This is a genomic window from Streptosporangiales bacterium (assembly GCA_009379825.1).
Lineage (GTDB): Bacteria > Actinomycetota > Actinomycetes > Streptosporangiales > WHST01 > WHST01.
Window position 1 is genome coordinate 1 of record WHTA01000065.1, and the last position, 20,926, is coordinate 20,926.

A 20,926-nucleotide genomic window follows, 5' to 3' on the forward strand; every position below is an offset into this window, starting at 1 on the left:
ACCGGAGTCTTCACCCGCATCGCCCAGCGACTCCTCGCCCTCACCTCCGGCATCTGGACCAACTGGACCACCGGCGTTGTCACCAGCAAACGATCACTAACCGCCTACGACCACTGACCAAGGAATCAACCATCTAGGTGCCGGCGAGGTACTCGCGGACGATGTCGTCGAACGTCTGGTCAGCGGTCAGGCCGAGGCGGGCGGCGCGGGCGGTCTCGAACCTGGCCGGCCAGCTGGCCACGATCGCCGCGATCGTCGGGTCCTCGGTCCACTCGATCAGGTCGCTCGTACCGGACCCCGCGACGCGGTCCAGCGCCGCCGCCATCTCGCGCGGCGTGGTGGTCAGCGCGGGCAGGTTCATCGCCGTACGGCTGCCCCACGTCGCGTCGTCGACGCTCACCGCCCGCACGATGCCGTCCAGGGTGCGCCCGGGCGACGACAGCGCGACCGGCGTCCCCGCCGGCACCGGGCAGGGCGCCCGTTCCCCGGCCAGCGGCTCGCGGATGATGCCGGAGAGGAAGCTGGACGCCGCGGCGTTCGGCTTGCCCGGCCGCACGCTCACTGTCATCAGCCGCACCGACCGGCCGCGCACGAAGCCCTTGCGGGCGTAGTCGGCCACCAGCTGCTCGCCGATGAACTTCTGGATGCCGTAGCTCGACTGCGGCCGCGGCAGCGTGTCGTCGTCGACGACGTCGACCGGCCCGATCGCGGGGTCGGCGCCGAACACCGCAAGCGAGCTGGCGAACGCGAGCACCGGCGGTGCCGCCTGTCGCCGCGCGTACTCGAGCACCGCACGCGTCCCGTCCACGTTCGTGCGCATGCCGAGATCGAAGTCCGCCTCCGCTGCGCCGCTCACCACGCCCGCGAGGTGGCAGACCACGTCCGCGTCCGGGAGGTCGGCGAGCACTTCCTCGAGGTCGCCGACCACCGCGCGCACCCGGCCGTCCACGGCGAGCTCGTCGCGCGGCGCGGCGAGGTCGACGAGCACCAGCTCGCCGACGTCGGCTGGGTCCGCGCCACCGACGGCGAGCGGGTTCGCCAACAGCCGCTCGGCAAGCAGCGTGCCGAGGAAACCCGCACCCCCGGTGATGACGACGCGTACGCTCATGACGCCTCCAGCCTGTCGATGACGTCGGCCAGCGAGTCGTCGCCGCCGACGTTGCCGGCGAACACGACGTACGGGAGCCCCGCCGCCGGCCCGGACGCCGCCTCCCACAGCGACACGATGCCCGGCAGCATCGAGCCCCGCACCCACGCCCGGTCGATGCCGAGCGCGTCGGTAGCGACGTCGGACGACGTGATGCCGCCCTTCGCGACGACGTACGCCGGCCGCCTGGCCGCGACGATCTGCTGCACGGCCCGCGTCACCGCGGCACTGACCCGGCGGGCGACGTCCAGGCTCGCCGCCTCGTCGGCGCCGGTCACGAGTGCCCGCGACGTGCTCAGCACCACGAGCGAGTCGCCGAGCGCCGCCGTCGCGGCGGCCACGGCGTCGGCCACGTGCTGCTTGGCACCACCACTCACGAGGGTCTGCACGTCCAGCTCGACGCGCGCCACGTCGCGCCGCTGCTCGAGCCTGGCCAGCTGCCTGGTGGTCAGCGCGACGTGTGAGCCCACGACGACCAGCCCGTGCGCGTCCGCCCTGGTCAGTTCCTTCAGCGTCTCGTCGGCCACCGGCGGCGTCGCCTCCTGACCGACCCGCGCGCGGACGAACGAAGGGCCGACGCGGTAAGCGAACGACGTCCCGTCGCGCTCCGCGGCCAGCACCGCAAGGGTCACGGCGCGCAGGTCGTCGTCCTCGGCGGCGTCGACCACGACGACCTGGCCAGCGCGCGCGGCGGCCAACCGGTCGCGCAGCTCCTCGGTCGTACCGCCGCGGATGGTGTCCAGGGTCAGCTCGACGACGTCCTGCCGACCGATCCGCCCTGCGCTCTTCTCCTGGACCCACTCGGCGAGCCTGGACGACCGGTAGCCGAAGGTCGCGTCGCGCGCGAACTCGCTGTCCGCCACCGGCTGCAGGCCGTCGGGCGTACGAAGCCAGTGCACGCCGTCGACCGTGACCCGGCCCGCGTCGACGTACGCCGGTGCGAGCAGCACCACGTCGACGGCGCTGCCGCGGGCGGCTGCCACCTCGCCGATGACGTCGGTCTCCAGCGGGAAGTGCCCGCGCAACGTCGAGTCGCTGCGGCTGGCGAACGCCAGGCGGACGCCCTCGGCTTCTGCCGCGGTGAGGCACGCGTCGACGACCTCCCGGTTGCGGGCCGCCGCGTCCGCCGGGGTGAGGCTGCGGGTGTTGGTCAGTACGAAGAAGCCGGCGGTCGACTGCCGCAGCGCCCAGCGCACGTCACCGACCGTCCAGCTGGTGAGTACGGGCAGCTCACGGACCGTCTGGGTGCCGGTCGGGTCGTCGTCGAGCACGGCGACCCGACGCGCTCCCACCAGCGCTTGGCGTACCTGGTCGGCCGGCACGGGCCGCACCGGGGGCGTCGCAGTCATTGCTCACTCCCGTCACGAGTCGACCAATGGTCCACCGCGCCGGGCCGCACCTGCAACTGCGGCGTGCTCGCGGTGGCTGCTGCTCCGTTGGCAGCAACGGACGGCCGCAAGCTTCTCGCTCGGGAGCAAGATAGTTGCCGGTCGGCACCTTACGGTGGTCTCGGTCCAAGCCAACGCTGGCGCGGATTGGGGCACCATGGCATCACGATCGAGGACGATCGGCGACGAGCAGGCCACGGCTCGCCGGTTCAGCTGGCCGCACCTGCTGTTCATCCTGCTGCTGCTCGACATCGCGTACATCATCAACGCGATGGACCGCCAGGTCTTCCCCGTGCTCATCTCGAGCATCGCCGGCGACCTCGACTTCAGCGCGGGCCAGGCGGGCTTCCAGACCACCATCTTCACGCTCGGCATGGGTCTGGCGGCCATCCCTGCCGGCTACATCGCGGACCGGATCGGCCGGAAGAACATGATCCTGTGCGGCCTGGTCACGTTCTCCATGGCCACCTGCCTGCAGGGGCTGACGATCGGCTTCGCCGACATGGCCGTCTACCGCATCCTCGCCGGGGCAGGCGAGGGCATCCAGAACGCCGCGCTGTACGCGGCGGTCGGTGCGTTCTTCCACCGCAACCGGGCGATGTCGATCGGCACGCTGAACGCGGCGTACGGCATCGGCGCGTTCTGCGGGCCGCTGCTGGGCAACGCACTGCGCGAGGCCACGCAGTCGTGGCGGGTGCCGCTGTTCGTGTTCGCCGCCGTCGGCCTGGTGATCCTGGTGTTCGTGCTCGTCGGGGTGCCGCGCAGCGTCGCCGACTTCGGCCAGGAGCGGAAGACCCGCACAAGCACCAGAGCCGTCGGCGAGGACGGCGGCCGGCTGTTCAACCGCAACGTCGTCTGCTGCTCGATCGTCACGGTCGTCAGCGGGTTCGCCGTCTACGGCTGGCTCGGCCTGTTCCCCACGTTCCTCGAACAGGCCAGGGACTTCACCAGCGGCGAAGCGAGCCTGGCGTCCGGGGTGTTCGGCATCGGCGCGTTGTTCAGCATCTTCCTCGGCATGATCGCCGACCGCTGGGACCAGAAGCGGTTCAACATGATCGGGCTGGTCGGCCTGATGCTCGTCGGCGGCCTCACGTTCACCGCACCCATCGGCGTGCCGGCGGCCATGGCGCTCGCGGTGCTGATGGGCGTCTGCCTGACCGGCATCTTGTACACGAACACCAACTCGCTGATGCAGCGGTCCGTGCCTGCGCACCGGGTGAGCACAGTGGTCGGCGTCTTCGTCGCCGGCTTCTTCATCCCCGCCAGCGTCGCCGGGTACTTCTTCGCGACCGTGCAGCAGTACACCAACTGGGCGACGGCAGGCCTGGTCCAGATGGTCGCGATCCCCGCCATCGGCCTGGTGGCAATGATGTTCGTCCGCAAACCAGAACCGGCGCGCGTCAGCGAAGGAGGACGGCAATGAGAGAACCGCTGGTGGAAGTCAAGGACGGCATGCGCATCGAGTGGAACCTCGGCATCGAGACCGACGACGGGCTCGTCCTCGCGACCGACGTCTACCGACCGGACGACGACGAGGTGCATCCGGTGATCCTCTCCGCCGGCCCGTACGCGAAGGGGCTGCCGTTCCAGGTCGGTTACCCGCACCAGTGGAACCGCCTAGTAACCGAGCACGGTGACCAGCTCGGCGGGTCGAGCAACAAGTACCAGGCGTGGGAGCACCCCGACCCCGAGCTGTGGGTGCCGCACAGCTACGCCGTCGTGCGGGTGGACACCAGGGGCACCGGGCGCACGCCGGGCGAGGTCGACTTCTTCTCACCGCGGGAGACCCGCGACCTCTACCAGGCGGTCGAGTGGGCCGGCCAGCAGCCGTGGAGCAACGGCAGGGTGGGCCTGCTCGGCATCTCGTACCTGGCGACCAACCAGTGGCAGGTGGCCGAGCTCGCGCCGCCGCACCTGGCGGCGATCTGCCCGTGGGAAGGCGCGAGCGACTTCTACCGCGAGTACACGCACTCCGGCGGCATCGTCTCCGAGTTCATGCCGGCCTGGATGCCGTTCCAGATCGAGACCGTGCAGTACGGCAACCCGGACGCGCCGGAGAACCCGAACAACGGCCGCCGCGTGACCGGCGACGAGGACGTCGACAAGGACGAGCGCCGGCGGCTCGCCATCGACATCGGCGGCATGCTCGACGAGCACCCGTTCGACGACGAGTACTACAGGGACCGGTCAGCAACACTCGAACGCATCACCGTGCCGCTGCTGTCGGCCGCGAACTGGGGCGGGATGGCGCTGCACTCGCGCGGGAACGTCGAGGGCTACCTGCGCAGCAGCTCGGCCCAGAAGTGGTTGGAGATCCACGGCTTCGAGCACTGGACCGAGTTCTACACCGACTACGGGCGCGACCTGCAGCGCAGGTTCTTCGACCACTTCCTCAAGGGCGCGGACAACGGCTTCGACCGGCACCCGCCGGTGCAGCTGAAGGTCAGGCACGTGGACCACTTCGTGGAACGGCACGAGCACGAGTGGCCGCTCGCGCGTACCGAGTGGACCAGGTACTACCTCGACGCCGCCGGCAGCGCACTGTCGACGAGCCGGCCCGCGACGCCGCAAGACGCCTCGTCCGAGGCGCGCTCGGCCGGCCGCACGTTCGTCACCGAGGTGTTCGGCGAGGAGACGGAGATCACCGGCCCGGTGACGTTGAAGCTGTTCGTCGCCTCGACGACGACCGACGCGGACATCTTCGCCACCGTGCACCTCTACGACCCGGAAGGCACCGAGGTGCTGTTCTCTTCCGCCTTCGAACCGCGCGCGCCGCTGACGCAGGGCTGGCTGCGGGTCTCCCACCGCGCGACCGACCCGCAGCGGTCCGAGCCCTGGCGGCCATGGCACACGCACGACGCGATGCAGCCACTCACTCCTGGCGAGGTCTACGAGGTGGACGTCGAGGTGTGGCCCACCTCGATCGTCGTACCGCCCGGCTACCGCATCGGGCTCACCGTGCAGGGTCAGGACTACGACCACGGCGGCGAGCGCACCCCGGCGTACGCGCGCGAGCAGTTCGGCAGCGGACCGTACTGGCACGAGCATCCCGGAGACCGGGACAAGCCCGAGTACTCCGGCACCACCACGCTGGTGTGCGATGATGAGCGGCAGCCGTACCTCGTACTGCCGGTCATACCCGCCGGTGCCTGATGAGTGAGGCGGTGCATGGACGCACGGGCGACGCACGACTCGTCGAGTCGAGCCGGCGTCACCGTCGACGAGCTCACCGCCGCCCTCGGCTCCGGCTACGTCGACCTGATCGACCACGGCACCCGGGCCGGCGCACCGATCGCCGGCGTCTGCGTCTACGAGCCGGACGCCGCCTGGGTCGGTGAGCACCAGCTCGCGCTGCTGACCGACGCGGGCGAGGAGATGCACGCGGCAAGCGTCGCGTTGCGACATGCCGCCAGCCGCGGGTGCGTCGGTGTCGTCGTCGACCGGCGGGTCGGGCCGCTCGCGCTCGCCGCGCTCGCCCGGCTGGCGAGGGACGAACGCGTCGCGCTGTACGAGCGGTGCAGCGGCGTCTCCTGGCTGGCGCTCGCCGACGCGATCCGCGACGTGCTGCACAAGCACGACGGTGGCGGCGAGGACATGGTGGGCAGCGTCGCACCCGGCGACCTCACCGGCCTGGCCGAGGCACTCGCCGACTTCCTCGGCGGCCCGGTGATCATCGAGGACGCCAACTTCCAGGTGCTCGCCTTCTCCACGTTGACCGACGCCGTGGACCACGGTCGCGACGCCGCGATCCTCGGCGGCCGGATACCGGACGAGTGGCTGCGACACCTGGAGGAGAAGGGCGCACTGGAGACGCTGCTCACCACCGACCACGTCGTCAACGTGGACGATGGGCCGTACCAGGCGCAGCGGCGGCTGCTGCGCGGTATCCGGGTGGACGACCACCCGGTGGGCGTCCTCTGGGTCGCGGAGGGCAGCAAACCGTTGCGTGACGACGTCGCGGAGAAGATGCACGTAGCGGCGGGGATCTGCGCACCACACCTGCTGCGCTACCAGGACGAGATGCTCGGCCAGCGGGCGGCACAGCGCAAGATCCTGCGCACCCTCATCGAGACCGGCGAGCTGTCGCGGTCGGTGGCCGAGGATCTCGGCGTGGTGCCCGCGGACGCGTACTGCATGCTCGCGTTGCGCCGCGCCGACGGCGCCGCGTCCAGTCACGCCGAACGCAACCGGCTGGTCGAGTCCGTCGACCTCTACTGCCAGGCGTACCGCTGGCGGGTCGCCACCACCGCCGTCGGCCAGACGATCTACTGCCTGGTGGCGCTCACCGACGGACGCGAGCTCGGCAACGTACAGGAGCTCGGCGAGGGGTTGGCGGACAACGCCCGCCGCACGCTGCGGTTCGACACCCTGGTGGCGGTGAGCGAGCAGCGCCAGCGGCTGACGTCGGCGCCCGAGCTGCGCGACCAGGCCGACAACGTGCTCGAGGTACTCGCCCGCACCGGCCAGCCGGTGCTGCGGTTCGACGACGCCGTACCGCAGATCCTGCTGAACCGGCTCGGCGCGGCCGTACGGACCGACGAGCACGCCAGGTACCACAAGCTGGAGGCGCTGCGCGAGCACGACCGCACGCACGGCACCAACTACGTGCACACGCTAGCCGTGTTCCTCCGTGCCTTCGGCAACACCAGGGCCGCCGCCGTCGAGCTCGACCTGCACCCCACCACGTTGCGCTACCGACTCGGCCGGATCACCGAGCTCTCCGGCATCGACTTCACCAACTCCGACGAACGCCTCTTCTGCGAACTGGTCCTCAGGGACGGCTGACCCTCACCCGGCGCCCTCGGCTTGTCGGGTGGCGGTGGTGTCGGGGGTCCAGCCGTGCACCATGCGGCCGCGGGTCTCCGGCAGCAGGAGCACCCCGATGGCCGCGACCAGGCCGAACGACGCGACGACCATGACCGCCTGGGGCAGGCTGCCGCCGAACCAGGACGCCGCGATCACCCCGGCGAACACCGGTCCTGGCGCAGTGAGGATGCGGCCGAAGCTGTTCGTGAACGACATCGCCGTCGCCCGGATCGGCGGCGCGAACAGCTCGGGGAACCACACCGCACAGCCGGAGAACGTGCCGAAGATGCCGAACCCGATCACCGGCAGCACCACCAGGTACGCGCCGAAGCCCCAGCCCCACGGGAACAGCGCGAACGAACCGCCCCACATGCACGCGATGCTGATCGCGAACGCGGGTCTGCGCCCCACGACGTCCGCAATGAACCCCCAGCTCGCGTAGCCGAGGAAGCCGCCGAGGTTCAGCAACGCCGTGCCGAGCGCGACCTGCGTGATCGCGTCGTCCGGTGCTGCGCCGAGGTTGCGGATCATCTGCGGCGCCCAGGTCGTGATCGACCAGAACGACACCAGCGAACCGGCACAGACGACCATGGCGAGGATCGTCGTGCGCCGCACCGACGGGGAGAACAGCTCCACCAGGGTGAACCTCGGCCGCTCGGAACCTGTGTCCCGCTGCAGTCGCCGCTGCCTGCGTGCGGCGACCGCGGTCTCCGGCTCCTGCACGAACCGCCGCAGGACGAACACCAGCAGCGCCGGCGCCAGCGTGACGGCCATCGTCACCCGCCAACCAAAGCTGCCGATCAGGCCGTACGTCACCGACGCGAGGAAGTAGCCCGCCGCGTAACCGGACGCCATGATGCTCGCCGCGCGTGCGCGGTACCTGTTGTTCCACACCTCGGCGATCAGCGTGGCACCGACCGGGTACTCGACGCCGGACCCCATACCAGCGATGAACCGGAAGACGGCGACCTGCCAGAAGTCCGTGGCGACCGCGGTGAGCGCGGTGAACAAGGCGAACGTCAGGATGCCTGCGGCCAGCACCCGCAGCCGACCGAAGTAGTCGGCGAGCACGCCGAGGATCACCGCGCCGATCGCCCACCCGAGCAGGTAGAGACTCACGGCGATCCCGCCGTAGTACGTCACCTGGTCGGGGGTCGGGGCGGCGCCACCGTTGCTCAGCACGTCGGTCATCGCCGGCCCGACCACGAGCGTGAACAGGCTGCCGTCGAAACCGTCCAGGCCCCACGCGAGCGTCGTTGCCAGCAACGTCAGCCACTGGGCGCGGGTGATCTTCTCCTTCGTCACGACGTTCTCCCTCGACGCTGGGGGCGGTACGGTTCAGGACCCGAACGTGTGGCTGCTCCAGGCCAGTGGCTTGCCCTCGTACTTCGCGACGCGGACGTCACCGGACCGCGCGTGCCCTTCGAACTGCTCGACCCGGGCGGCGCGCCCGCACACTTCGCCGAGCGACGCGCTTGCACTCTTGTCCGTGACCTCCTGGTAGGTGACGGTCTTCAGGTACTTCCCGACCCACAGCCCGCCGGTGTAGCGCGCGGCGCCGAGCGTCGGCAGCACATGGTTGGTCCCGATCACCTTGTCGCCGTAGCTGACACAGGTGCCCTCGCCGAGGAAGATCGCGCCGAAGTTGCGCATCTCGTCCAGCGCCCGCCTGGGCTGGGCGGTGAGGATCTGCACGTGCTCCGACGCGAACATGTCCGCAAGCGCGTACGCCGCCTCGATCGAGTCGACGACGTGCACCTGGCCGTAGTCACGCCAGGCCGGCTCGGCGAAGTCGTTGGTCGGCATGCCGGGCAGCAGCTCCTCCACGTGGCCGAGCGTCTCCTCGGCCAGCTGCCGCGAGGTGGTGATCAGCACCGCGGGTGAGTCCGGCCCGTGCTCGGCCTGGCTGAGCAGGTCCACGGCGACGACGAACGGGTCCGCGGCGTCGTCGGCGACGATGAGCGTCTCGGTGGGACCGGCGAGCAGGTCGATGCCGACCTCGCCGAACAGCTGCCGCTTCGCCTCGGCGACGAACGCGTTGCCGGGTCCGGCGAGCAGGTCGACCTTCGCGATGGTCTCGGTGCCGAGCGAGAGCGCCGCGACCGCCTGCACCCCGCCGAGCAGGTAGATCTCGTCGGCACCCGCCAGGTGCATCGCGGCGATCGTCGCGTCCGGCACCTGGCCGCGGATCGGCGGCGTGCACGCGGCGACCCGCTGCACGCCGGCGGCCTTCGCCGTCACGATGGTCATGTGCGCGGAGGCGGTCAGCGGGTAGCGGCCGCCTGGCACGTACGCACCCGCCGCCGCGACGGGTATGTGCTTCTGCCCGAGGTGCACACCAGGCGCGGTCTCCACCTCCACCTCGGTCATCGACTCGCGCTGGATGCGGGCGAAGTTCCGCACGTTCTCCTGCACCGTCTCGATGTCGCGTACGACCTCCTCGGGCAGCCGGGCGACGGCCGCGTCGATCTGTTCCGCGGAGAGCCGAAAGGTGTCCGGTGCCCAGTCGTCGAAGCGTTTCGAGTACTCCCTGACCGCCGCGTCGCCGCGTGCGCGGACGTCCTCGATGACGGACTGCACGGTGTCGCTGACCTTCGCGCGCGCGGCCGTCACCTCCGTACGTGCCAAGGCCGCTACCTTGAGGATCTCGTGTGCCATCGGTTCTCCTCTCCAGCTCGGGTTTGCCCTTCGATCTCGTCGTCGAGCGCTTCCAAGCTCTTGCCCTTCGTCTCGAAGCCGAGCACCGCGAACATCACTGCGCACAGCGCGTACCAGCCGGCGAAGTAGCAGAACGCCGGCATCAGGTCGGTCACCGTCGCCTCCGGCTTCACCAGGTTGCTCGACCCGACGATCAGCCCCAGCCCGAGCGGGCCGATGACCTTGCCGATGCCGCCGATCCCGTACGCGAACCCCATGCCGGTCGTACGCAGCCAGCTCGGCCACACCTCACCGGAGTACGGCCCGACGATCGCGAACCCGCCCTCGCCGAAGAAGTAGACGACGATCATTAGCAGGAAGAACACCGAGAAGCCGGCGATCGCCACCTGGTCGAGTGCCGCCGCGAGCACCAGCAGCGCCGCGGCGGCGAAGCCCGCGATGATCCCCGCGCGGCGCCTGCCCACCCCTTCGGCGAGGAACGAGAGGCCGAACCGTCCGGCGAGCGCACCGAGCGTCACGAACACCATGTAGAAACCGGACTGCGCCGGGTCTATCGCGAGGATCAGCACGAGCAGCGTGGGCGTCCACAGCGTCAGCCCGTAGTAGCCGGTCTGCGTGCCGAGGTTCGCGATGGTCGCGAGCCAGAAGCTGCGCTTGTACGGCAACAGCGCGCGGATACCCGGCTTGCGTTGCGGCGACTCCACGGCAGGTGCGGCCAGCGGGAGCGACTCGGCGTCGACGTGCAGCGCCCAGGCGATCGAACGGCGCGCGCCCTCCAGGTCGCCCTGCCGCACCAGGTAGCGCGGCGACTCCGGGATCCACAGTCGCATGGTGAAGACCGACAGCCCCATCACGGCGGCGACCATGAGGATGCCCCGCCAACCGATCAGGTCGGAGAGCAGCCACACCATGAGCGAGCCGACAAGGAAGCCGAGCGGCACCGCCGACGTCACCATGCCGACCACGCGCCCGCGCTTCGCGGCCGGCATGAACTCCTGCACCATCGGCAGGTCTACGACGTAGAGGCCACCCGCGCCGAAGCCGACGACCACCCGCAGCACGGTGAGGTAGATCCAGCCGACCGCAGCATCGTCCGGCGTGAGCGCCAGCGCACCGGTCGCCAGCGTGAAGACCGCGATGGTGATGAGGAAGACCCGACGCCGGCCGATCCGGTCGGCCAGCCGCCCGAAGTACAGCGCACCGAGGATCGCGCCGATGCCCGACGAGAGCAGGATGATCGACGACTGCCCGAACGTCAGCGACCACGAGCCGGAGACGAACGTCAGGATGAACCCGATCAGGAAGTAGTCGAGGAACTCCAGACACACCGCCCACGTCGCGAGGTACGCCAGCAGCTGCTGCCGGCGGCTCAGCGCGGTCTGCCTGTCCAACGCGTCGAACATGGTGCTCCCACTCCGTCGTGGTTGCCGGGTCGTGTGTCAGTCGGCGGTCCACCCACCGTCGAGCAGTAGCGACGCCCCGGTCATCAGGGCGGAGGCGGGGCTGGCCAGGAACACCACGGCGCCGCCGATGTCGTCGAGCGTGCCGAGCCGGCCCAGCTTGATCTTGTCCAGCACGCTCGACCGGAACGTCTCGTCGGCGAAGAACGGCTGCGTCATCGGCGTCTCGATGAACGTCGGCGCGAGGGCGTTCACCCGGATCCCGTACGGCGCCAGCTCGATCGCCATGGCCCTGGTGAGTCCTTCGAGCCCCCACTTGGACGCGCAGTACACGCTGCGGTTGGCGCCGCCGACGTGCCCCATCTGCGACGACATGTGGATGATGGCGCCCCCGCGCTCGGCCGCCACGAGCCGTTGCGCCACCAGTTGCGACACGAAGAACGCCGACCGCAGGTTGAGGCCGAGCACGTCGTCGAACGCGTCCGGCGAGACCTCGAGGAACGGTTCAGGCCGGTTGCGTCCCGCACTGTTGACGAGCACGTCGAACGGGTCGAGGTCGGCGAGCCTGTTGCGGCACCCGTCGATGTCGGTCACGTCGAGCACCAGCGGCGTGCATCGGCCGTGCCTGGCCGCGATGGCGGCGCTGGCCTGCTCCACCTCGACCTCGTTGCGTGCCGCGATCACCACGTCGGCGCCGGCACCGGCGAGCGCGAGCGCACTCGCGTACCCCAGGCCCTTGCTGCCTCCGGTGACGAGCGCGCGCCTGCCGGTGAGGGCGAACGACGGCTGTGCCGGGTCAGCCGTGGGCGTGGCCACCGCGACCACCTCCGTCTCGTGCGCGCAGCACTCCACTCCCCCGGTACCTGCAGGCACGCTAATCGCGAGCCGCACGGGGAACATCCACTCATCGGAGGAACTGGAGCCGCACAGCTCCTCGGTTGCGAGGAAGACTGGCCGTCGCGTACGTCCTACCGTCGGGTGGCAACGCCGCCTCGACGAAGAGAGGTCCTGCCGTGACGGAACCGGCCATCACGATCGACCTGTTCGAGAAGTACTACAAGGAGCTGTCGAACTGGGGCCGGTGGGGAACCGACGACCAGCGCGGCACGCTCAACCACATCACCGCGGAGAAGACCGCGGCCGCCGCGCGCCTGGTCCAGGACGGGCGCGCCGTGTCCATGCAACTGCCGCTGGACGGCGACGGCCCGCAGACAGGCGCGTTCGGCCGGGTCAACCCCGTCCACCAGATGGTCGCGACCGGCTCCGACCACCTCGCCGGCACGCAGCCGTACAGCGGCGACCCGCTCGGCTTCGGCTACGCCGACGACAGCCTGTTCTTCTTCCTGCAGGGCGGGACGCAGTGGGACGCGCTCGGCCACATCTTCCGCAACGGCGTGATGTACAACGGGTTCAGCGCCGCCGACGTCAGCGCGCAGGGTGCCGTGCACGGCGGTATCGAGCACGTGTCCAAGGTCGTGTCGCGCGGCGTACTGCTCGACATGCCGCGCTACTTCGCCGTCGACCACCTCGAGCCCGGCCACGCCATCATGCCCGCGGACCTGGACGGAGCGTGCCGCGCCCAGGGCGTCGAGGTCGGCGCCGGCGACGTGGTCATCATCCGTACGGGCGACATGCACGCCCGTCGTACCAAGCCGGGCTGGGCTGGCTTCTCGGTCGGCGACGCGCCTGGCCTGTCGCTGCAGACGGCGCCGTGGTTCCACGAGCGCGATGTCGCCGCGCTGGCCACAGACACCTGGGGCGCGGAGGTACGCCCGAACGAGATCGAAGGCACGTTCCAGCCGCTGCACCTGATCCTGCTCGTCAGCATGGGCATGCTGGTCGGCGAGATCTGGCAGCTGGACGACATCGCAGCGGACTGCGCCGCCGACGGTCGGTACGAGTTCCTGTTCGTCGGCGAGCCGTTGCTCATCCCCGGCGCCGTCGGTTCGCCGCTCAACCCGCTGGCGATCAAGTAACCGCAGCGTCAGCGCAGCGCCGCGGCCGGTGGACGCTCCCGCATCGCGCCGTAGGCCAGCAGGTACGGCGGCAGCCGGCGCGCCCACGGCATGCGCTCGGCGATGCGCAGCGGCAACGGCAGGTGCGCGAGATCGCTGAAGTCGATCTCGCCGGCAAGCGCCGACTCGATGGCGTTCTTGTGCACGGCGCGCTGGAAGCTCTGCACGAGGACCGTAGTGGGCCAGCGCCGTCGTTGGATCGCGGCGACTTCCGCGCGGCCCACGGTGCCGTGGCGTAGCGGCTCGGCGAGGTGGCGCGCGGACGCGACGGCGTCCTGCACCGCGAGGTTGATGCCGACGCCGCCGACGGGTGACATCGCGTGCGCGGCGTCGCCTATGCACAGCAGGCCGGGGACGTGCCACTTGCTCATCCGGTCGAGCTTGACGTCGAGCAGCTTGACGTCGTCCCAGTCCGGCACGAGCCCCCGTCCGGCGAGCCACGGCAGCAGCTCGACCAGCGACTGGTTGAACTCCTCGATCGGCCTGGCACGGCGGGTGGCGTCGGTGCCCTTCGCGATGATCGACGCGGCCTGGTAGTAGTCGCCGCGGTCGATCAGGAACATGAACATCCCGTTGCGTACGGAGCTGACCACACCGGCCACGTCGTCCGGACGCCTGGGCAGCCGGAACCACCAGACGTCCATCGGGGTGGAGAAGTCGCGCAGGCCGAGCTCGGGGATCCCGCGCGCGAGCGAGCTGCGGCCGTCGCACGCCACGGTGATGGTCGCGCGGATCTCACCGGTCTCGCCTTCGCTGGTGCGGTAGCGCACCCCGTTGACCCGGCCACCCTCGCGGACGAACTCCGTCGCCTCGGTGTTCATGCAGAGCGTGAACGTGGGTTCCTCCCTGCCGGCGTCGGCGAGCAGGTCGAGGAAGTCCCACTGCGGCACCATGGCGATGTAGTTGTACTTGGTGCGTAGCAGCGTGAAGTCGCCGAGCGTGAGGAACTCCCCATCGGGCCCGAGCGGGAGCTGGACCTTGTCCACCCTGCGCTGGGGCAACGCGGCGAACTGCTCACTCAGCCCGAGATCGTCCAGCAGCGACAACGTCGTCGGGTGCACCGTGTCACCGCGGAAGTCACGCAGGAAGTCCCCGTGCTCCTCCAGCACCGTGACGTCCACACCCGCCCGGGCGAGCAACAACCCGAGCACCATCCCAGCCGGCCCGCCGCCGATCACACAACAGGTAGTTCGCCGCATCTCGCCTCCCCCTTCGAGTGTGCGACCCACCGTAGGATCGAGCAATGGCAACCAGTATCCGCCCCGGCTGGAGGGAGGAGCACGATGTCCGTCGAGTTGAATCATACGATCGTCGCGGCGCGTGACAGGGAGGCCACTGCGCAGTTCTTCGCCCATATCCTCGGCCTGGAGGTCGGCGCGCCGTACGGTCCGTTCCTGCCGGTCGAGACGGGCAACCGGGTGACCCTGGACGTGCTGCAGAGCGGCGCGGACGAGATCGCGCCGCAGCATTACGCGTTCCTGGTCGCCGAGGACGAGTTCGACTCGATCTTCGCGAGGATCGAGGCCGCCAGCGTGACATACTACGCCGATCCCGCCCACCGCGAGGCCGGGCGGATCAACCACAACGACGGCGGTCGCGGTGCGTACTTCGAGGACCCCAACGGTCACAACCTGGAGATCATCACGCGGCCGTACGGCAGCGGCGCGTAGCCGGAGGGCTTGTCCGACCAGCTCGGCTACGGCGACGATGACCCCATGGCCGTCACAGCTGACACCTGGTTCACGCCGCTGACCCCGCTGGCCTTCCTGGAACGGTCCGCCGAGGTCTTCCCGGACAAGGAAGCGATCGTCTACGGCGACCGCCGCACGAACTACCGCGAGTTCGCCGCGGAGACCACGCGGGTGGCGCACGCGCTGCGCGCCAGCGGGGTCCGGCCGGGCGACCGGGTCGCGTACCTGCTGCCGAACATCCCGGAGATGCTCGTCGCGCACTTCGCGGTGCCGCTGGCGGGCGCGGTGCTGGTCGCGATCAACACCCGGCTGGCGCCCGCCGAGATCGGCTTCATCCTGACGCACTCAGGGGCGAAGGTGCTTGTGGTGGACGCCGCGCTGCACGCTTCCGTACCACGGGACGTCGACCTCACCGAGATCGTGACGGTGACCGACCCGGCGTCCGGCGCCACGCCGGACCCGGACCTCGGCGGCATCTCGTACGAGGAGCTGCTGGCCCGCGGTGACGACCGGCCGCTGCCGTGGAGCGTCGCCGACGAGCGGGACACGATCTCGATCAACTACACGTCCGGCACGACGGGACGTCCCAAGGGCGTCATGTACCACCACCGCGGCGCGTACCTGAATTCGCTGGCCGAGATCGTGCACTCCAGGCACACACCGGAGTCGCGGTACCTGTGGACGCTGCCGATGTTCCACTGCAACGGCTGGTGCACGCCGTGGGCGGTGACCGCGATCGGCGGCACGCACGTGTGCCTGCGCGCCGTCGACGCTCCGGAGATCTGGCGGCTGCTCGACACCGAGGGCGTCACCCACCTCAACGGCGCGCCGACGGTGCTTGTGACCATCGCGAACCACGAGGGCGCCCATCCGCTGGCACACGAGGTGGTGGTGACGACCGCGGGCGCACCGCCGTCGCCCACGGTGATCCGGCGGATGTCCGAGCTCGGGGCGCGGCTGACGCACGTGTACGGGCTGACGGAGACGTACGGCCCCTACACGGTCTGCGAGCCGCAGGAGGGCTGGCTGGAGCTGGACGTGGACGAGCGCAGCGAGGTGATGTCACGGCAGGGCGTCGGCATGGTGGTGACCGACGGGGTGCGCGTGGTGGACGACGAGATGCGCGACGTACCCCGCGACGGCGCCACCATGGGTGAGGTCGTGATGCGCGGGAACAACGTGATGTCCGGGTACTTCGACGACCCGGAGGCGACGGAGCAGGCGTTCCGCGGCGGGTGGTTCCACTCGGGTGACCTGGGTGTCCGGCACCCGGACGGCTACATCCAGCTGCGCGACAGGGCCAAGGACATCATCGTGTCCGGCGGGGAGAACATCTCCACCATCGAGGTGGAGGCCGCGGTCGACTCGCACCCGGCCGTCCTGGAGGTCGCGGTGGTGGGCGTCCCGAACGAGAAGTGGGGCGAACGGCCGAAGGCGTACGTCGTGCTGCGCCCGGGCGAGTCGGTGCCACCGGAAGAGCTGCTGGAGCACGTGCGGAGCCGGATCGCGAGGTACAAGGTGCCGGACGAGGTCGAGCTCGTGCCGGAGCTGCCCAAGACCTCCACCGGCAAGATCCAGAAGTTCCAGCTCCGCGAGCGGGCCTGGGTCGGCCACGACTCCCGTATCCAGGGGTGACGTAAGGCTGTGGACAGCGGCCGCCGCTGCAGAGCGGTTCGGCCTACGGTGTGGCGGATGTGTTCACGAGTGTGTGAGGTGCCGCCACGATGGGAAAGTTGCGGATGCGTCCCGGCGCGGTCCGTCGCTGGGGCCGGAAGGCCGATGACGTCGGCGCGGACGTCTGGCTGCAACACCGCAAGGTTGCCGCTGCCGGTAGTGAGCGCACGCCAGGGGCGTCCTTCGAGGTCAGTGCGGCGTTCGAGACCTTCTTCACGACGTGGTCCGGCGTGGTCAGTGGCCTGGGTACGACGCTCGGGACGGTGGGTTCCAACCTGACCAGCTCGGCCAACGTGGCCGCCGCGAACGATGACGCGAGCGCGGCGGAGATGGAGCGCTGTTGGGCGAGAACCCCGGATGGCGCCTACGGGCCGTCGACTCGCGTCCCGCACTATGGCCGCACCGTCGAGCCCGGCGACCCGGAGGCAGCTCGTCGGCCGGTGGGGCCGGCACAGTGAGCCTGACGATCAGCGACGTCCGGTATGCGAAGGTGAGCGGCCTCACGGATGCCGCCGACGGGCTGTCGCGCGCCTGCCGGCAGCTACGTACCGCCGGGGCGGAGTACTTCGCCGAGGTCGTGCATCCGTTGCTGCGTAAGGACGGCTGGCGTGGCACCGGGCAGCCGGCGGCCGCCGAGGTGGCGTCCGCGGACGGGCTCGCGATCTACACGGCGATCAGCCGCCTGACCGTGGCCAGGAACACGCTGCGCCTGGCCGCGAGCGTACTCGGCGGCTGCAAGTCGAAGATCGACACGGTTGCCACCCGCGCCGAGAACGCGCAGATGACCGTCCACAGTGACGGCACCGTCGACCCGGTCTTCGATGCCGGTGACCGGGAGGCGGACGCGAAGGCCTGGACGAAGACACTGCAGGCTCAGCTCAGGCGTGCGGAGACGTTCGATCACGTGTGCGCCGTGGCGCTGACCCGGCTGGCCGGGCGCAAGGCCGGCAAGAAGGACGGCTACGCCCTACCCGTCTACTCCGCCTACAGCAGCCCGAACCTCTTCCGCCGCGCCAGGGCCGCCTACCAGGAGAACTACGGAGCCGGGTGGAAACCGACGGCGAACACCCATGACCTCGGGTCCCGGGCCTGGCGTGCGGCTCTCCCTGCCGGTCTCCCCTGTACCCCTGACGGGAAGCGCGGCGTCGCCGGCGGCGGGTTCCTCCTCGGCCCGGACATGCGGCTCTACCCGATCGTGGCCGTAAGCGACACCCGGCACACCGGCGACGACGGCTGGCGCACCGTGAGCGTACGGCTCGGGTTGGACAGCTTCGACCTCAGCCCGGAAGAAACCCGTCGCCTACAGGAACAGGTCTTCACCGGCGCCGTGCTCGGCGCGAGCTACGGCAGGGCGGGCTACGTCGACCCACAGCTGACCCGCGCGATCAGGCATCGGGGTGAACGCCCGCCGAGCCTGCCCGGCCAGGCACCGACGGACCGGCTGCCACCAGGGCGGGACCTCGACCCGCGGTACGGCCGACTCAACGGCGCGCTACTGCCGGCCCAACTCGCCGACGCGGTCGTCCAGGCGCAGAAGATCAGCAACGGCAACGTCTACGCGTACGAGACTGTCTTCCAGCAGAACGGTCAGGGCGAACTGCGTGCCGTGATCAAGACCTACCAGGTACGGGACGGCAAGCTCGAGTCCACGTCGTCGTTCGTCGACCGGCACGGCAACTACGTCGCCGGCGAGATGGAAGTGCCACCCGCGATGGAACCGCGCAAGGACGACTGACCGGCGACGGGGTGGTCAGCGCATACCGAGGGCGCCGCGTCGCCAGGACCACTCGATCGCCAGGAGCAGAAACACGCCACCACCACCGACAGCGAGCGCGAAGATGCCGCGTTCCTTCGCTGCAGCATCACAGCCGGAGTCCGTCTGCCGGCTGCCTTTGGTCTTGTCCAACAGCGCCAGACCGGCCGGGCCACAGTCGACCAGCTTCGCCGCCGGCGTCAGCTTGTTCGGATCCGGCTGGATGGTCTCTTCCGATATCCCGGACACCGGCAACACCAGCGAGCCCACGGCGAACCCCAGATGGGTCACCAGGATCAGCGCTATCCCCGCAACGCGCAGGCGCCACCTACGCCGCAGCATCGGCGACATCTCACGCGTGGTGGGCGTCCGACTCACGCCCCGGAGACTAGCTCAATTCGACCGCCCGTACGTACCACCCGGCGACGCTTGTGGACGGAGTGCGCAGGGGCCCTCTCCTGAACGAGGAAAGGGCCCCTGTCCTGGGGTGGAGCTGAGGGGATTTGAACCCCTGACCCCCTCGATGCGAACGAGGTGCGCTACCGGACTGCGCTACAGCCCCATATCGGAAGACGGATGCAGACTAGCAGACCTGCGACCGGCGGCCGCTGTCGGCGGCCGGTGACAGGATGCCGGTGTGATCGACGAGGTACGGGAGTACTGGGACGGGCAGGCGGCGCGATTCGACGAGGAGGTGGACCACGGTCTGCTCGACCCGCAGGCGCGGGCGGCATGGACGGAGCTGCTGACGCGGACGCTACCGCCGGCACCGGCGGCGGTGGTCGACCTCGGGTGCGGCACCGGCAGCATCGCCGTGCTGCTGGCCGAGCTCAGCTACGGCGTACGCGGGCTGGACCTGCCCGGCGCGATGGTCGCCGCGGCACGGGCGAAGGCCGCCGCGGCCGGCGTCCCGGCTGCGCTGCAGCAGGGCGCCGCCGCCAACCCGCCGTACGCGGCGGCGTCGGCGGACGTGGTCGTCGTCCGGCACGTGCTGTGGGCGCTGCCCGATCCGGCGGCCGCGCTCGCCGCGTGGATGCGGCTGCTGCGCCCGGCCGGCCGGTTGCTGCTCGTCGAGGGCAGCTGGCAGACCGGCGCCAGCATCACCGCGGCCGGATGCGACCGGCTTGCGCGGCAGGTGGGGACGTACGCGATGGTGCACCCGCTCGACGACCCGCGGCTGTGGGGCGGACCGATCACCGACGAGCGGTACCTGCTGGTGACGTCGTGCCCGCCCACGAGGCGGGTCCTACTCCCCCCGAACGAGTAGGACCCGCCCGGTGAGCGGAGTGCGGCGGGAGGTTCCCCGCGCCCCTACAGGGAACTCCCCGCCGCGCCGCCGCGCTAACCCCCCGCAGCACGGCGGACGTCGTAGTCACCGGCCTCGCTCTCGTGCCCGTATCGGTACGGGGCGGCTTCCGGCGCGGCGCGCCGGCTGCGGTATGCCTGCATCGAGGCCGGCGCCGGCAGGTCCTCGTCGGTCGTGTCGTACTCGACGGCGGTGGCGTAGCTGAGCCGGCGCGCCCGCTCCGCCCGACGGCGGCGGGCGTGCTCGGCGACGATCAGCCGCCGGACGTGCACGACGTAGAGCGGCATCAGCAGCACCGGTCCGGCAACCGACCACCAGGGCAGCGCGCCGAACCCGGCCGCGACCGCGGTACCCGCGATGGCCAGCAGCAGCAGCCCGAACACGGCGCGACGACGGACCGCGGCGCGGTGCGCGCGCGCCCGCGGCTCGTACGAGCGGCTGGGCACGGTCGTAGGCGACGCCTGGTCCGCCGGCTCCGCCTCGGCCACCGGAGCCTCGGCGGCAGGTGCGGTGTCGGCGGCGAACCGGCGCGCGAGCACGCGGCCGTGCGGCTCGTCGGCCGCCGACGGCGTCGACGTCTCGGCCACGCGGTCGTGCGCACGCAGCCAGCGGGGCACCAGGACCACTGCCCACACCGCGACGATGACCAAGTAGATGATCGCGCCGCCCATGTCAGCGTCCCTGGACCGTAAAACCGGCGTCGGCGTGCGACCCGGTGGGGAAGGTTCCGGTCACACCTGCACACTAGACCGCCACGGATACCACTGGGGTGCATTAACAACGGTGTGTCGTAAGTTACCAGTGTTACCAGAGTCCGTTTTGCCCTTCAGCATGGGCTGCCGCCGGGTGGAGCGGGACCGCACGTGCCGCCGCGGGACGGGGCGGCACGGAGCCGGGGCGGGCGGCACGGGACGGGGCGGGGCGGCACGGACCGGGCCGGCACGGAGCGGCCAGTCTGCCGCGACAAGCCCCCTCACGGACAGGCGACACGCGACCGGCCCGCCGAAGCACGCCCGGCAGGCTCGAACCAGCAGAGCCGTCAGCCACGAGGCGGCAGGCACGACGCAGTCGGCGTGAGGCGAAGCCTC

19 protein-coding genes, 1 tRNA gene and 1 pseudogene are annotated in these 20,926 nt (G+C 70.5%); 11 read left to right on the forward strand and 10 right to left on the reverse strand.

Going from position 1 to position 20,926, the window contains the following annotated elements:
• Positions 1-117 (forward strand): IS982 family transposase (locus GEV07_23775; protein MQA05607.1); only part of this gene is annotated, 117 nt, incomplete at its 5' end.
• A 16-nt stretch (positions 118-133) separates the two neighbouring features.
• Here GEV07_23775 and GEV07_23780 read toward each other — a convergent pair.
• Both GEV07_23780 and GEV07_23785 read right to left on the reverse strand, forming a co-directional pair.
• On the reverse strand, positions 134-1,108 hold the full coding sequence (locus tag GEV07_23780) for an NAD-dependent epimerase/dehydratase family protein (GenBank protein ID MQA05608.1): 975 nt from the start codon (positions 1,106-1,108) through the stop codon (positions 134-136).
• A complete protein-coding gene (locus GEV07_23785) occupies positions 1,105-2,496 on the reverse strand; it encodes a hypothetical protein (protein MQA05609.1) in 1,392 nt (463 codons plus the stop codon). The genes GEV07_23780 and GEV07_23785 overlap by 4 nt, the downstream gene beginning before the upstream one ends.
• A gap of 196 nt (positions 2,497-2,692) precedes the next feature.
• On the opposite strand from GEV07_23785, the gene GEV07_23790 reads away from it, so the two are divergent.
• The 3 genes from GEV07_23790 to GEV07_23800 are packed head-to-tail and all read left to right on the forward strand — an operon-like array spanning position 2,693 to position 7,320.
• On the forward strand, positions 2,693-3,958 hold the full coding sequence (locus GEV07_23790) for an MFS transporter (GenBank protein ID MQA05610.1): 1,266 nt from the start codon (positions 2,693-2,695) through the stop codon (positions 3,956-3,958).
• 29 nt (positions 3,959-3,987) lie between these two features.
• A complete protein-coding gene (locus tag GEV07_23795) occupies positions 3,988-5,688 on the forward strand; it encodes a CocE/NonD family hydrolase (protein MQA05611.1) in 1,701 nt (566 codons plus the stop codon).
• A gap of 15 nt (positions 5,689-5,703) precedes the next feature.
• Positions 5,704-7,320, forward strand: a complete 1,617-nt coding sequence (locus GEV07_23800; GenBank protein ID MQA05612.1) for a hypothetical protein — start codon at positions 5,704-5,706, stop codon at positions 7,318-7,320.
• A gap of 3 nt (positions 7,321-7,323) precedes the next feature.
• Here the strand turns inward: GEV07_23800 and GEV07_23805 are convergent, their stop codons facing one another.
• Genes GEV07_23805 through GEV07_23820 form a run of 4 tightly spaced genes read right to left on the reverse strand, consistent with a single transcriptional unit; the run spans position 7,324 to position 12,299 of the window.
• A complete protein-coding gene (locus GEV07_23805) occupies positions 7,324-8,646 on the reverse strand; it encodes an MFS transporter (protein MQA05613.1) in 1,323 nt (440 codons plus the stop codon).
• Between the two features lie 33 nt (positions 8,647-8,679).
• On the reverse strand, positions 8,680-9,999 hold the full coding sequence (hisD, locus tag GEV07_23810; GenBank protein ID MQA05614.1) for a histidinol dehydrogenase: 1,320 nt from the start codon (positions 9,997-9,999) through the stop codon (positions 8,680-8,682).
• A complete protein-coding gene (locus GEV07_23815; protein ID MQA05615.1) occupies positions 9,975-11,402 on the reverse strand; it encodes an MFS transporter in 1,428 nt (475 codons plus the stop codon). Before GEV07_23815 ends, hisD begins: the two co-directional genes overlap by 25 nt.
• 36 nt (positions 11,403-11,438) lie before the next feature.
• Positions 11,439-12,299 carry an SDR family oxidoreductase gene (locus GEV07_23820; GenBank protein MQA05616.1) on the reverse strand — a complete coding sequence of 287 codons (861 nt, stop codon included), beginning with the start codon at positions 12,297-12,299 and terminating at the stop codon, positions 11,439-11,441.
• Positions 12,300-12,433: 134 nt separating this feature from the next.
• Between GEV07_23820 and GEV07_23825 the strand changes: the two genes are divergently transcribed.
• A complete protein-coding gene (locus GEV07_23825; GenBank protein ID MQA05617.1) occupies positions 12,434-13,375 on the forward strand; it encodes a cyclase family protein in 942 nt (313 codons plus the stop codon).
• An 8-nt stretch (positions 13,376-13,383) separates the two neighbouring features.
• Here the strand turns inward: GEV07_23825 and GEV07_23830 are convergent, their stop codons facing one another.
• Positions 13,384-14,613 carry an FAD-dependent oxidoreductase gene (locus tag GEV07_23830; GenBank protein MQA05618.1) on the reverse strand — a complete coding sequence of 410 codons (1,230 nt, stop codon included), beginning with the start codon at positions 14,611-14,613 and terminating at the stop codon, positions 13,384-13,386.
• Between the two features lie 84 nt (positions 14,614-14,697).
• Between GEV07_23830 and GEV07_23835 the strand changes: the two genes are divergently transcribed.
• From GEV07_23835 to GEV07_23850, 4 genes are all read left to right on the forward strand, one after another.
• A complete protein-coding gene (locus GEV07_23835; protein MQA05619.1) occupies positions 14,698-15,084 on the forward strand; it encodes a VOC family protein in 387 nt (128 codons plus the stop codon).
• Positions 15,085-15,129: 45 nt separating this feature from the next.
• Positions 15,130-16,740, forward strand: coding sequence for a long-chain-fatty-acid--CoA ligase (locus GEV07_23840; GenBank protein ID MQA05620.1), 1,611 nt, complete (start codon positions 15,130-15,132; stop codon positions 16,738-16,740).
• A gap of 89 nt (positions 16,741-16,829) precedes the next feature.
• On the forward strand, positions 16,830-17,237 hold the full coding sequence (locus GEV07_23845; GenBank protein ID MQA05621.1) for a hypothetical protein: 408 nt from the start codon (positions 16,830-16,832) through the stop codon (positions 17,235-17,237).
• Positions 17,234-18,514: a hypothetical protein gene (locus tag GEV07_23850; protein ID MQA05622.1), complete on the forward strand. Its 1,281-nt coding sequence runs from the start codon at positions 17,234-17,236 to the stop codon at positions 18,512-18,514. Before GEV07_23845 ends, GEV07_23850 begins: the two co-directional genes overlap by 4 nt.
• A gap of 15 nt (positions 18,515-18,529) precedes the next feature.
• On the opposite strand, the gene GEV07_23855 is transcribed toward GEV07_23850, so the two are convergent.
• Positions 18,530-18,883 carry a hypothetical protein gene (locus GEV07_23855; GenBank protein ID MQA05623.1) on the reverse strand — a complete coding sequence of 118 codons (354 nt, stop codon included), beginning with the start codon at positions 18,881-18,883 and terminating at the stop codon, positions 18,530-18,532.
• A 137-nt stretch (positions 18,884-19,020) separates the two neighbouring features.
• Positions 19,021-19,094, reverse strand: a tRNA-Ala gene (locus GEV07_23860).
• Between the two features lie 75 nt (positions 19,095-19,169).
• Here GEV07_23860 and GEV07_23865 point away from each other — a divergent pair.
• Entirely contained in the window at positions 19,170-19,799 is a 630-nt protein-coding gene (locus GEV07_23865) for a methyltransferase domain-containing protein (protein MQA05624.1), read from the forward strand.
• Positions 19,800-19,873: 74 nt separating this feature from the next.
• On the opposite strand, the gene GEV07_23870 is transcribed toward GEV07_23865, so the two are convergent.
• A complete protein-coding gene (locus tag GEV07_23870) occupies positions 19,874-20,509 on the reverse strand; it encodes a hypothetical protein (GenBank protein ID MQA05625.1) in 636 nt (211 codons plus the stop codon).
• A 187-nt stretch (positions 20,510-20,696) separates the two neighbouring features.
• Between GEV07_23870 and GEV07_23875 the strand changes: the two are divergent.
• Positions 20,697-20,789: pseudogene (locus tag GEV07_23875) on the forward strand (DUF2023 domain-containing protein).
• Positions 20,790-20,926: the final 137 nt, after the last annotated feature.